Source organism: Pseudalkalibacillus sp. SCS-8 (assembly GCF_040126055.1).
Taxonomy (GTDB): domain Bacteria; phylum Bacillota; class Bacilli; order Bacillales; family Fictibacillaceae; genus Pseudalkalibacillus; species Pseudalkalibacillus nanhaiensis.
The window spans coordinates 2,727,779-2,741,144 of sequence record NZ_CP143541.1 but is presented as its reverse complement, the minus strand read 5'-3'; the positions used below and the strand labels follow the sequence as shown (position 1 = coordinate 2,741,144).

At 42.6% G+C, this 13,366-nt stretch carries 13 protein-coding genes; 12 read left to right on the top strand and 1 reads right to left on the bottom strand.

The features are described from left to right. Nucleotides 1-182: 182 nt before the first annotated feature. The 8 genes from V1497_RS14230 to murC all read left to right on the top strand — a co-directional run bounded on the left by V1497_RS14230 (nucleotide 183) and on the right by murC (nucleotide 8,998). Nucleotides 183-1,211 carry a PTS sugar transporter subunit IIC gene (locus V1497_RS14230; RefSeq protein ID WP_349408192.1) on the top strand — a complete coding sequence of 343 codons (1,029 nt, stop codon included), beginning with the start codon at nucleotides 183-185 and terminating at the stop codon, nucleotides 1,209-1,211. Between the two features lie 15 nt (nucleotides 1,212-1,226). Continuing rightward, nucleotides 1,227-1,541: a thioredoxin family protein gene (locus V1497_RS14225; protein ID WP_349408191.1), complete on the top strand. Its 315-nt coding sequence runs from the start codon at nucleotides 1,227-1,229 to the stop codon at nucleotides 1,539-1,541. Between the two features lie 80 nt (nucleotides 1,542-1,621). Further along, the gene (queF, locus tag V1497_RS14220; protein WP_349408190.1) at nucleotides 1,622-2,041 is read left to right on the top strand and encodes a preQ(1) synthase; all 420 of its coding nucleotides are present in this window, start codon (nucleotides 1,622-1,624) and stop codon (nucleotides 2,039-2,041) included. A gap of 115 nt (nucleotides 2,042-2,156) precedes the next feature. Further along, entirely contained in the window at nucleotides 2,157-2,957 is an 801-nt protein-coding gene (locus V1497_RS14215; protein WP_349408189.1) for a DUF1444 domain-containing protein, read from the top strand. Nucleotides 2,958-2,986: 29 nt separating this feature from the next. After that, nucleotides 2,987-3,604 (top strand): YtpR family tRNA-binding protein, encoded by a 618-nt coding sequence (ytpR, locus tag V1497_RS14210; protein WP_349408188.1) that lies wholly within the window; start codon nucleotides 2,987-2,989, stop codon nucleotides 3,602-3,604. A gap of 200 nt (nucleotides 3,605-3,804) precedes the next feature. Continuing rightward, nucleotides 3,805-6,318: a DNA translocase FtsK gene (locus V1497_RS14205; protein WP_349408187.1), complete on the top strand. Its 2,514-nt coding sequence runs from the start codon at nucleotides 3,805-3,807 to the stop codon at nucleotides 6,316-6,318. A gap of 134 nt (nucleotides 6,319-6,452) precedes the next feature. After that, the gene (locus tag V1497_RS14200) at nucleotides 6,453-7,550 is read left to right on the top strand and encodes a nicotinate phosphoribosyltransferase (RefSeq protein ID WP_349410829.1); all 1,098 of its coding nucleotides are present in this window, start codon (nucleotides 6,453-6,455) and stop codon (nucleotides 7,548-7,550) included. A gap of 146 nt (nucleotides 7,551-7,696) precedes the next feature. Beyond that, nucleotides 7,697-8,998, top strand: coding sequence for a UDP-N-acetylmuramate--L-alanine ligase (gene murC, locus V1497_RS14195; protein WP_349408186.1), 1,302 nt, complete (start codon nucleotides 7,697-7,699; stop codon nucleotides 8,996-8,998). A gap of 484 nt (nucleotides 8,999-9,482) precedes the next feature. Here the strand turns inward: murC and V1497_RS14190 are convergent, their stop codons facing one another. After that, entirely contained in the window at nucleotides 9,483-10,598 is a 1,116-nt protein-coding gene (locus tag V1497_RS14190; protein WP_349408185.1) for an aminopeptidase, read from the bottom strand. Between the two features lie 177 nt (nucleotides 10,599-10,775). Here V1497_RS14190 and V1497_RS14185 point away from each other — a divergent pair, with 177 nt between their 5' ends. The 4 genes from V1497_RS14185 to V1497_RS14170 all read left to right on the top strand — a co-directional run bounded on the left by V1497_RS14185 (nucleotide 10,776) and on the right by V1497_RS14170 (nucleotide 13,334). Beyond that, the gene (locus tag V1497_RS14185) at nucleotides 10,776-11,216 is read left to right on the top strand and encodes a DUF948 domain-containing protein (RefSeq protein ID WP_349408184.1); all 441 of its coding nucleotides are present in this window, start codon (nucleotides 10,776-10,778) and stop codon (nucleotides 11,214-11,216) included. 19 nt (nucleotides 11,217-11,235) lie between these two features. Next, a complete protein-coding gene (locus V1497_RS14180; protein WP_349408183.1) occupies nucleotides 11,236-11,694 on the top strand; it encodes a YtxH domain-containing protein in 459 nt (152 codons plus the stop codon). A gap of 131 nt (nucleotides 11,695-11,825) precedes the next feature. Beyond that, nucleotides 11,826-12,152, top strand: a complete 327-nt coding sequence (gene ytxJ / locus V1497_RS14175) for a bacillithiol system redox-active protein YtxJ (protein WP_349408182.1) — start codon at nucleotides 11,826-11,828, stop codon at nucleotides 12,150-12,152. A 105-nt stretch (nucleotides 12,153-12,257) separates the two neighbouring features. Continuing rightward, nucleotides 12,258-13,334 (top strand): bifunctional 3-deoxy-7-phosphoheptulonate synthase/chorismate mutase, encoded by a 1,077-nt coding sequence (locus V1497_RS14170; protein ID WP_349408181.1) that lies wholly within the window; start codon nucleotides 12,258-12,260, stop codon nucleotides 13,332-13,334. The last annotated feature ends 32 nt before the right edge of the window (nucleotides 13,335-13,366 follow it).

Here is a 13,366-nt window from a genome sequence, read left to right as displayed (position 1 = left end):
TTATAATAAAAAATAATGATGCATGTATAGCATTGGGTAGACTGAAAAAGAATCGTCATTTCTCCTTACTTTTATTATCGTAGTTTGTCAGGAAATCTTAATACTTTTCCTGCGATATTTTTGTTATGACAGGTAAGGAAGTATAGAGAGCTTAACTGTATATAGAATCGGAGGAAGAATTGTTGAAAACATTTTTAGCTAAAAAAGGCGTCAATCTTTCATTACATACGTATTTTGTCACCGCTTTGAGCTACATGGCTCTCGGTCTCTTTTCATCTCTGATTGTCGGTCTGATCATGAAGACCATCGGTGAACAATTGAACCAAGCAGGCTGGGCAGGAGCTGCCTTCTTTATGGAAATGGGTAGTCTTGCAATGAGTCTGATGGGAGCAGCGATCGGCGTCTCGATTGCTTTCGGCTTGAATGCACCTGCACTTGTTTTATTCTCAGCGGTCATTGCAGGAGCAGCGGGGAGCGCATTAGGCGGAGGACCAGCAGGCAGCTTTGTCGCTGCGGTCATTGCTGTTGAAGTTGGTAAAATCGTATCCAAAGAAACGAAGGTCGATATTATCGTGACGCCATTCGTAACGGTTACCGCAGGCTATTTGGTTGCCAAAACGATTGGTCCACAAATCTCCAATGTCATGGTCAACTTTGGGGAGTTGATCATGTGGGCGACCGAACAACGTCCTTTCGTAATGGGCATACTTGTTGCAGCTTTAATGGGTCTTGCATTAACAGCACCGATTTCGAGTGCAGCAATTGCCATCATGCTTGGACTGGATGGACTCGCTGCCGGAGCAGCCACAATCGGCTGTGCGGCTCAAATGATCGGATTTGCAACAGCAAGCTTCCGGGATAATGGCTGGGGTGGCTGGGTCGCTCAAGGTTTAGGAACTTCCATGCTCCAGGTTGCCAATATCGTAAAGAAGCCCGTCATCCTTGTTCCCCCAACTGTTGCAGGGATGATTTTAGCCCCTATTGGAACGGTTGTATGGGTGACAAGCAATATTCCCGAAGGTGCAGGAATGGGGACGAGTGGACTTGTCGGACAAATCATGACATTCAGGTCAATGGGCTTTACATGGGAAACCTTCATGGTCGTTGTGTTGTTGCATTTTATTGGACCAGCCCTTCTCTCTCTTGTAATATCTGAGTGGATGAGAAAAAGAGGTCTCATTCAGCCAGGCGACATGAAAATTGATTATTAATTGGAGGTAACTTAGATGAAAACAATCCATACAGAAGAAGAATGGAACAATGCGATTCAATCGGAAAATGCCCTCATCATGTTTTCGGCTGATTGGTGCCCAGACTGTGTGGTCATCAAGCCGATCATGAAGGAAATAGAAGAAGAATACGATCAATTTGACTTTTATTATGTGGATCGGGATAAGCATATCGAACTTTGCCAAGAACTCGATATTTTCGGAATTCCAAGCTTCCTTGCCTACCGTCATGGAGAAGAAACAGGAAGATATGTCGATAAGGAAAGAAAGTCCAAGGAACAGATTACAGCTTTCTTGAACTCACTCGCATAAACAGTGACTTTTCCTTCTTCAGGTGTTACAATTTACTATTAGAGATATACTCTCTATCGCAATAAGAAAGGGTGAACAACGTGGCAAAAGTTGATGTTGACCACAGTAAATACGAAGGTATTCGATTCGATATAGAAAATGAGGATGTCATCCTCGTCGATATACTAGAAACAATTCCATATGAGTATGTAGGGAAGGAAACACTCGTAACGATTCCTACAACAGAATTCACTTCGGTATGTCCTTGGTCTGGACTTCCTGATTTTGCGGAAATCCATATCAGCTACATTCCGAACGAAAAATTAGTCGAAATGAAGTCCTTGAAATATTATCTGACTTCTTATCGAAATGTAGGGATCTATCAAGAGCATGCAACGAATCGTATCCTTGATGATCTTGTCCACCTTCTGGATCCGAAGGAAATGCAGATCACTGCAATCTGGAACGCACGTGGCGGATTAGGCACAGAAGTCGTATCTGAGTATAAAAAAAGCGAATAATCGTTTTCTCTAGGGGTCTAGCCCTGAAAGATAGCAAGACCCTGGGGCTGGCTTTGTTGAGTCAGCCCTCTTCATTTTATTGAGGTTCTTATCGATTGAGAAAGGAGGCTATGACATGGAGCCTATTGAACTGAAACGAATTCTTGAAAAAAAATTGAAAGCAGAAGACCGAAGTTTCGAGTACGACTCCAAAGAAAAAACATTACGCATTGAACATAACGCGTCTAAAAAAGGCATTACGCTTTCATTGCCTGGGTTGACAGCAAAATATGAAGAACGTAAGGAAGCTGCGATTGACGAGGTTGTGCACCACGTGAATGAAGTCTTTTCTGTCATGAATAAGGCGCCATCCTTAGAAGGAAATCAGAAGGCGATCTTTCCGGTCATCCGCTCAACCTCTTTTCCAACTGAAAACAATGGAGAATCACTCGTTCATGAAGAGCATACCGCGGAGACAAATGTGTTTTATGCTCAGGATCTAGGGAATTCATATCGTCTCCTAACCCATAAAATGCTGGAGGCTGAGGGCTGGAGTTTGAAGCAGGTGCATGAAATTGCCCGATTCAACTTAAGGTCCCTGGATTGCCAACTGAAAGAAGATCATGTGGCAGGTAACACATTTTACTTTTTGAATCGTAATGACGGATATGATGCAAGCCGTATCTTGAATGTTCAACTGTTACAGGATATGAAAGAGAAAGCTGAAGGCACTCTAGCAGTAGCAGTTCCACATCAGGATGTTTTGATCTTTGCAGATATCAAAAATGATCAAGGCTATGACGTCCTCGCTCAAATGGCGATGCACTTCTTCTCAAGCGGAAGAGTCCCGATAACAGCCTTGCCATTTCTTTATGAAGATGGTGAGCTGGAACCGATATTCATCCTTGCAAAAAATAAACCAACCGAAGCTGATTAATTGTTCTTAAGGAAGGGGAAAGACTGACTATGCTAAACGTATATTATAATGATAAAGGAATTGGTGATGTTTTACTTGTAACCGTTGATGCTGGACAAGTTGAGGAACGTGGTCATGAAAAAAGTGGTGACGTCGTAAAGCTTGTTGATCAGAAGGATGGACGGACGATCGGGTTCAACATTTTCAATGCTTCCAACCATTTCAACGTTAAAGGGAATGGAAAAGTGGACATTACAGACCAACTCGTAAAGGAAATCAACACTTTCCTTCATAAGAACAATATAGATGAAACAATTGAATTTGACTCCCGTCCTGAATTCATCGTGGGATATGTCGAAAACAAAGAAAAGCACCCGGATGCAGATAAACTGAGTGTTTGTCAGGTTGATATCGGTAGTGAAAAGTTACAAATCGTATGTGGAGCGCCAAACATCGATAAAGGTCAAAAGGTTGTCGTCTCTCGTGTTGGAGCTGTCATGCCAAGTGGAACATTGATAAAAGAAGCAGAACTTCGCGGCGTAAAGTCTTTCGGGATGATTTGTTCGGCCAAAGAGCTTGATCTTCCAAATGCACCTCAAGAAAAAGGAATATTGGTATTAGATGATTCTTATGAGGTGGGATCCGATTTCTTTGCTGAAAACAAGTAGATCCAGAAGGAAAACAATCTGGGGAGAGTCTCTGGTTGTTTTCTACTAGGTATTTCCCTTTTGCAAGGAAAACTCATAGGGACAAGGTTCGCTTCTTCGCATGTCCCCTTTATTACAATGATGGAGTTTCGATATCCTTTGATTATCTTACAAAGCCTTGAACGCGAAGAATAAACTTTTTAAAAAAGGTGAATGCATAAATGAATTGGTTCAAAAAAATGATGGATTTCATCTTTGAGGATGAAGAAGGTACAGGGAAAAATGAAGGGAACAACCAACAAAGAAAGAATGTGAAAACGAAGGAAAAAGGGAAGGCCATAGGAAGAATCCAGGACCCTAAACGGTCATTCGAGCCTAAGGTCAAGCATCAATATCCTGAAGACGGAAACTTCCGATTTCCATTAATTCCTGATGAAAAAAAGAATAGAGATTGGGAGAGGGAAAAAGGGGAACCCGAATGGAACGTCAAAGAGCAGCCCCCCCAGACTCCTAAAAGCAAAAGGGAAAACGTTTCTTATCGAAACGATCGATCGGAGGAGCAACGGCCGAAGTTTACAGGGGTCAACTTTAAAGCGACGGAAATACCATCCCCGATTTATGGGTTCAGACAAAGGCCGGAATCATATCCGCCTGAAAATATGTCTCCTACTTCTCATTCATCCTTCGAACCAGGGTATGAAACATCACGGGTCATGGATCATGAAAAATACAATGAAGTGATTCAAGACGATGAATGGCAGGATCACCAAAATGAAGCCTTAATTAACGTGGAGGTTTCATCAGGCAATAGAGAAGTGGAGGAAGAATACGAGCAAGAAAACCCATCCCTTTCCGAACATTGTTTTGAGGAAACTGTTGCTGATACCGGTGATATAGGTGATGAAGAGGTTGTTTCAAATCATCCAAGTACTCATCTAAGTACAGACGAGGAAGGGTTAGGATATTCATCAGAGGATCTAGAAGCAGAAGAACAACGGACGTTCAATCAAGATGAAAAAGATACATATGAAGAAGAGTGGATGGAAACCGAAGAGGAGTCAGCTGAAGGTGAAAAAGAAGAATTGACAGTTCAGGAGTCAAAAGAATCAACCACTCAGGAGCCATTTGAAAAACAAAATGATGTTCCAATGAAAGATCGAAATCGTCCTGCACAGTCGAAGGAAAGGAAGAAGAGTTCGATTCCTTTCAATGTCATGATGCTCCAACGGGACCGAAACAAGAAAACAGAAACCGATTCTTCAAAGAAAGATCCTAAGAAAACTGCTCCACCTCAAAGGGAAGAACGGAACTATACGTTTCCATCAGCGAACCTGCTTGACAAGGACCTGGTAGAAACAAATGATGATGATACGTGGCTTGATGAACAAATCGAACTTCTTCAATCGACGCTTGATAACTTCAATGTGAAGGCAAATGTACTAGGCGCGACAAAAGGACCTTCCGTTACGAGGATCGAGGTTCAACCAGCACCTGGTGTCAAAGTGAACAAAATCACGAATTTATCCGATGATATTAAGCTTAGTCTCGCGGCGAAGGATATACGGATGGAAGCACCAATCCCGGGCAAAAATGCAATCGGCATCGAGGTGCCGAACAAGGTGAGTAAACCAGTCACGTTAAGGGAGATCATTACACACTCAAGCTTTCAGCAAGATTCTTCCCCTTTGTCCGTGGCTTTAGGCTTGGATATCTCTGGACAGCCTGTTATCACTGACCTGCAAAAAATGCCGCATGGGTTGATTGCTGGAGCGACAGGTTCGGGAAAAAGCGTTTGTATCAATTCACTGTTAATCAGTATTTTGTATAAAGCTCATCCCGATGATGTAAGGTTATTGCTGATTGATCCGAAGATGGTTGAATTGGCTCCATACAATAAGCTGCCGCATCTCGTAACACCTGTCATCACCGATGCAAAGGAAGCAACTCTCGGGTTGAAATGGGCAGTGGATGAAATGGAACGTCGTTATGAATTGTTCGCTAAGTCAGGTGTCAGAGATATGGAACGATTCAATAGGATGGTCAAGGAAAAAGGGGAGCCTGAACAGAAGCTTCCATATATCGTCGTCGTAATCGATGAATTGGCTGATCTGATGATGGTATCTCCACAAGAGGTGGAGGATTCGATCTGTCGGATTGCTCAGAAGGCGAGAGCTTGCGGAATCCATCTTCTTCTTGCGACACAACGCCCATCAGTTGACGTAATTACTGGATTGATCAAAGCGAACATCCCGACAAGGGTAGCCTTTGCCGTGTCTTCATCTGTAGACTCGAGAACAATTATCGATTCTAATGGAGCCGATAAGCTGTTAGGGAAAGGCGATATGCTTTTCTTAGGAAACGGTGTATCCAAGCCAGTTCGTATCCAAGGGAATTTCGTTTCGGATGAGGAAATCGAACGGATTACCGAGCATGTGAAAAGTCAGAAGGAACCAGACTATTTGTTCGAGAAAGAAGAGTTGGTGCAATCTACGCTGGAATTCGACCAAAGCGATGAATTGTTTGATGAAGCTTGTGAATTCGTACTGGAACAGGGAGCAGCTTCTTCTTCTTCCTTACAACGGAGGTTCCGTATCGGTTATAATCGCGCTGCCAGGCTGGTTGATATGATGGAGGCTAAAGGGATCGTATCAGAAGCGATGGGCAGTAAACCGAGGAATGTCCTTATTACAAAACAAGAATATGAGGAAAAATCGACCGAGCAAATTCGACATTAATGTAAGGCTTGTCATATGGATACTCGTTTTATATGATAAAGGAATGGTTATCTTATAAGTAAAGGTCTCATCGGGGATCGTAATGGGTGACCATACTCACTGAGAACATGAAGGAATAGGTGCATGTTATGGACATGAAAGAAATTGAATTGAAAATGCAAGGCAAAATAAAACGTTTGACCAATCGTACGTTCAAGTTCGATGAACGTGTCGGTGATGGATGGTTCTCGGCAGTTTATTTCTTGAAGACTTGTAAGATTGCAGAAACGCACAAACCAGACAACATCGTCAAAATGCAATTCTTCCAGAAAAAACATGCGGTTTTATGCGGGACGGATGAGGCTATTGCGTTGATAAAAACGTTCGCAAAAAATCCGGACCAGCTTGAAATCTATTCATTGAAAGATGGCGACCGGGTCGAACCCTATGAAACCGTCTTAACGATTGAGGGACCTTATCAGAACTTCGGATTCCTCGAAGGGATCATTGATGGGATCCTTGGCAGAAGAACCTCAGTTGCTACGAATGTTTATAATGTTGTAAAGGCTGCAAGTACTTCTGGCGTTCAAAAGCCTGTCATTTTCATGGGCGACAGAGATGACCATTTTACGCAGCAATCAGGTGATGGATATTCTGCCTATATCGGAGGATCTACAGCCCAAGCGACACATGCGATGAACGAGTGGTGGGGAAAACGTGGTATGGGGACGATGCCTCATGCCCTGATCCAATTGTTTGAAGGAGATGTTGTGGAAGCATCAAAGGCTTATCACAAACAATTTCCAGAGGATGATCTGATCGCTCTCGTCGATTACAATAATGATGTCGTGACGGATGCGTTGAGAGTTGCCAGGGAGTTCGGAGACTTGTTGAAGGGTGTTCGGGTAGATACTTCCAGAACGCTTGTCGACCAGTATTTCTGGCGGAACCAGGATGTCCTTGGGAAATTCGATCCTAGAGGAGTTAACCCTGAATTGATTTTTGCATTACGCGAAGCATTGGATGAGGAAGGCTATCATCATGTCAAAATCGTCGTAAGTGGTGGATTCACCAAAGATCGTATCCAGGCCTTTGAAGAACAAAGGGTGCCTGTGGATATTTATGGAGTGGGAAGCTCCTTATTGCACATCAATATCGGTTTTACCGGTGATAATGTCATCCTGAACGGTCGGCCAGAGGCTAAAAAGGGGCGAAAGTATCGTCACAATGACAGACTTGAGAAAGTGGATTGAAATGGTCTCACCGATCTCTTTCTGATATAATTGTAAAATGGGTTTTCTGCCTATGAGCGGAACTAGCCCCATATATACAATCTAGGCATATAATAAAACAAATGAATCACTGAGCAACGATTCCAGATTAGTTGGAGGTTCGTTTTATGACAACATACCATTTTGTTGGGATCAAGGGGACTGGAATGAGTCCACTTGCACAAATATTACATGACATGAATTATTCGATCCAAGGATCCGATATTGACAAATATATTTTCACCCAACAAGCATTAGAAGAACGGAATATCTCGGTATTACCTTTCAAAGCAGAAAACATCAAAGAAGATCAAGTTGTGATTGCAGGGAACGCATTTCCTGATGAGCACGAAGAAGTAGCAAAAGCAAATGAGCTCGGATTACCACTTTATCGTTACCATCACTTCCTTGGTGAATTCATGAAGAAATTCACAAGTGTTGCAGTGACAGGTTCACATGGTAAGACGTCCACAACCGGGTTATTGGCTCATGTGCTTGGGGCTGCTCACCCTACTTCTTACTTAATTGGTGATGGATCAGGAAAAGGAGTGGAAGATAGCGAGTATTTTGTCTTTGAAGCTTGCGAATACCGCCGTCATTTCCTTTCGTATGAACCATCCTACGCCATTATGACAAACATCGATTTCGATCATCCAGATTATTTTAAAGATGTGAATGATGTATTTGATGCGTTTCAATCAATGGCGATGCAGGTCCAAAAAGGCATCATCGCTTGTGGAGATGATCCATATTTGCAGCAGATCCAGGCGAATGTACCAGTCCTCTTTTATGGATTGAATGAAAACAATGATTTCCAAGCTGGGAATATCCAGGTGAATGAGGAAGGGACGACTTTCGATGTCTTCGTCCGCAATGCCTATTATGAAACATTTTCGATTCCCGGGTACGGCACTCATCATGTGTTGAATGCCTTAGCTGTCATTGCACTTTGCCACTATGAACAAGTAGATGTAAACATCCTGAAGGAACAATTGAAAACCTTCAAAGGTGTGAAGAGACGTTTCACTGAAAAGTTTGTCGGTCAACAAGTGCTGATTGATGATTATGCTCATCATCCGACAGAGATTAAAGCTACGATTGAATCGGCTAAGCAAAAGTATCCTGATAAGGAAGTCGTGGCGATCTTCCAACCTCATACCTATACGAGGACGCAAACCTTCTTGAACGAGTTTGCAGAAAGTCTCGGTCAAGCCGATGCAGTCTACCTGTGTGATATTTTCGGATCTGCACGTGAAGATAGAGGAAATCTCACGATTGAGAACTTACAGGAGCGGATTGATCAATCGAATATCATTACGGAAGATTCCATTGATCGATTGTCTAAACATGAAAATAGCGTACTCTTGTTCATGGGTGCCGGAGATATTCAAAAGTATCAACAAGCCTATGAAAACTGTATCGCATCCTGACATATGAAAAAGAGCTGATCTCAACGATCAGCTCTTTTTATATTGGCTCCAAAGTATGTTGTTGATTTTTGAATCGGTTCAGGCGGACGCTTTCCGCGGGTTATGAAATGCGGAATCGCCTTGTTCAGGTGCGATAAAGAAAACTTGGTGATGCCAAGCCTTAGCGAAGGCTGAGCCTTAGTTGCCCTTATGCTTGTAGTGCAAGCGCTGGAGATTCCTGATAAAAAACACCTTTAGTGTTTTGAAGGAATCGAAGCGACCTCGAGCACCTAGGCGATGGAGCTGGACAAACGCTTCAGCCTCCTCACTTCCACAAGACCACGGATTTCAATTACATCAATGCTGTTTTGCGCCGAGTAACCGCAGGCGCAGGATGTGGTGGCTTCGACGTTCACCATAGGACGTTGCGGGGTCTTCAGCTGTTGCTTTTCCCGCTGGAGTCGCCGCCTTATGCTTTTATATCGACAATAAAAGCTGGCAGAGCCTATTTCAAGTTCTCTGGGTTTAGAGGTTCAAGTTCCGGGATGACGAAACGGCCATCTTTTCGAATGAGCACGCCGTCAAAGTAAATTTCTCCTCCACCATATTCAGGTCGTTGAATGTTGACAAGGTCCCAATGAATGTTTGAGTCATTTCCATTTGAAGCTTCTTCATAACATTGACCAGGTGTAAAGTGGAAGCTGCCATCGATTTTCTCATCAAAAAGTATGTCCTGCATTGGTGTTTGAATATATGGATTGACGCCGATGGCGAATTCTCCGATATACCGTGCACCCTCATCTGTATCTAGTACTTTATTCAAGCGTTCTGTATCGTTTGCACTTGCTTCAATGATCTTCCCATTCTGGAACGTAAAGCTTACGTTGTGATATACGAACCCATTATACGGGGAAGGTGAATTGAACGTGATGGTTCCGTTGACGGATTCGCGAACAGGTGCAGTATACACTTCTCCATCTGGTAGATTCTTATGCCCCGCACACTTGATGGCTGGAATGTCCTTGATTGAGAAGGACAAGTCTGTTCCAGGGCCTTTAATTTCTACCTTATCCGTGCGTTCCATCAGCTCTGCTAATGGTCCCATCGCTTCTAGCATTTTACTATAATCAAGGTTACAAACATCAAAGAATAGATTTTCGAATGCTGTGGTACTCATATCAGCAAGCTGTGACATGGATGGAGTCGGATATCTCAGAACACACCACTTGGTTTTAGGGATACGGATCCCATGATGGACGGATTTGTATACTTTCTTTTGATACAACGCCATGTTCTCGGACGGCACATCGGACAATTCAGAAATGTTATCCCCAGAACGAAGCCCTACATAAGCATCCATCTCTTTCATGATCGTTTCTTCGAATTTACTTTGAAGCTCTAACTGCTCTTCTGTCGCTCCCATCAATAACGCCCGCTGTGTCGTGTTGTCCTTGATCGTGACAAAAGGGTGACCTCCAGCTTTATATGCCTCTTCTACAAGAGCATTGACAAGCTCTTTTTGGTACCCAGTGTTTTCAATCAATACTTTCTCGCCAGGTTGCAGGTCGACGGAATATGTAATGATATTGTTTGCCAATGTTTGGATTCTTGGATCTATCATGTGCATTCTCCTCTCCTATATTTAATATTTCCCACCTTTCATTGTACTTTATTTTAAGTTTATAAAAAAGGTAGGAGGATTGTTTGTATTTAGCAGCGAATTTGAATACAATAGATACCTGGTTTAATGAATAACGAGAATGGGAAATGGAATACTAAACAGGAGGTGGTATACGATATGGAAATAATCTTGTATCTAAGTGTAGCTCTAATTGCTATTGCATTCGCAGTACTGGTGGTATTTATATCTAAGACACTAAAATCACTCCAATTGACTCTCACCAACGTAGCAAAAACGCTGGATGGTCTGGAGAATCAGCTGGACGGTGTTTCAAGGGAAACGACAGATTTGTTACATAAGACCAACAAGCTAGCGGAAGATATCCAACAAAAATCTGAATCCCTTAATTCAGTATTTCATGGTGTACGAGAAATCGGGGATAGTCTCTCTACAGTCAGTCATTCCGTGAAAAATGTGTCCACTCGTATTGCTAGAGAAGGTGAACGTAAGTCCGACACGGTATCCCAGGTTGTACAATGGAGTAATGCCGCACTTGATATTTATGAAAAATGGAAATTAAAAAACCGACGTATAGAGCGAACAACAGAACCAAAATAATAGAGGAGGAATGAGAATTATGGCTAACGAACAAAACCAAAACCAATCTAATTCATCAATCGATACGAAGGATTTCTTGATCGGCTCATTAATCGGAGGCATCGTCGGAGCTACAACTGCGCTTCTACTTGCTCCAAAGTCAGGAAGAGAGCTACGCACGGATATTAATGATCAAGCCATCCAACTGAAGGATAAGAGTACGGAAATGGCTTCTGTGGCTAAGGAAAAATCCTCAAACCTTGCACAGACGGTTAGTACTCAAACATCTCAGGCTGCAAATAAAGTGAAAGAACTTTCTGCATCCATGAAGGATGATTACACGAAGTGGAGAAATAAAGACAGTCAAATGGATGAAATTGAAGAAGAATATAATGAGGGGAAAGCAGACGCGATAGAGGATGCGATGCAAACACCTAACAGCGAATTGGATGAATTAGAAACCAACTACAAAGAAAAGCAACCGACGGAATATAAGTAACCCACAAATCTAATACGTAACACGAAGTGCCCGGAACACCCATTAATGACGACAGTTGCTACTTGTTGTTATCATTGAGGTATTCCGGGACTTTTACTTTCGACTAATTTACAATAGATAGGAGCATGAAAATGAAAAAGATTCACTCATGGGAAGAGTTTAATGCCATTGATCAAACAAAGGCATTCTTCTTTTTGAAGAACAGTACTACTTGTCCAATCAGTCAAACAGCATTTGAAGAAGTAAGCAATTTTGCTGAAGACCATCCACATATCCCGACGTATTACTTGAACGTCCAGGAATCAAGAGCACTGTCCAATCAGTTGGCAGACGAGTTCAATGTTAAGCATGAATCACCTCAGATCTTCCTGTTCCAAAACGGAAAAGTACTCTATCACGATTCTCATTGGAAAATAACGTTTGATACGTTGAGCAAGGTTGCAGCTGAACAGCTTTAAAACAGATTTCAGTGAGATGATGCTCTTAGGTAGACGCAGTCTTTATGGTAGACTAAACTAGTAATGATTCATTAATAGACCTATTTATTTTTGGGAAGTGAAAGTATGAGCAATGAACAACTTGATCAGTTAAGAGAACAGATCGATCAAATAAATCTACAATTAGTCGACATGTTGAATAAAAGAGCTGAAATTGTCCAGGAAATCGGTGTTATAAAGAAGAAGCAAGGGGTCAACCGGTATGAACCGGTCAGGGAAAGACATATGCTCGATATCATATCCGAGCATAACCAGGGCCCGCTTGAGACGAAGACGTTACAGCATTTGTTCAAGCAGATCTTCAAAGCAGGCTTGGAATTGCAGGAAGATCATCACCGCAGGACGTTGCTCGTCTCAAGACAAAACCAGCCTGAGAATACCATTGTCGATGTCCGAGGAGAAACAATCGGTGATGGTAGACAGCGGTTGATTGCTGGTCCTTGTTCTGTAGAATATTATGAGCAAGTGGAAGCAGTAGCAGAGACGGTCAAGAAGCATGGTGTGAAGCTTTTACGTGGCGGTGCATTCAAGCCTCGAACATCTCCCTATGATTTTCAAGGCTTAGGGATGGAAGGGTTGAAAATCCTGAATGACGTCGCCCGGAAACACGATTTATCTGTAGTCAGTGAAATCGTAAATCCTGCAGATATTGAAGAAGCACTGAATTATGTTGATGTCATTCAGATTGGTGCTAGGAACATGCATAACTTTGAACTATTGAAGGAAGCAGGACGCACATCCAAGCCTGTTTTACTGAAGAGAGGTCTTTCGGCGACCATTTCTGAATTCATTAATGCAGCGGAATATATCATGTCCCAAGGAAACGGAGACATTATCCTTTGTGAACGAGGCATACGAACATATGAAAAAGCGACCCGCAACACGTTGGATATTTCTGCTGTTCCGATCTTGAAGCAGGAAACCCACTTACCGGTATTTGTAGATGTGACACATTCCACCGGTCGTCGTGATATCCTCTTACCAGTGGCGAAAGCAGCTCTGGCAATTGGAGCTGATGGGGTCATGGCTGAAGTCCATCCAGATCCTGCCGTTGCATTATCTGATGCGACCCAGCAGATGGATCTCGATCAATTCGATGAATTTGCCACAGCACTCAAACAATCGTATGCAGATTTAATTTAATTCGTAGAAAGTAAAAATTTGGACAAAATAAT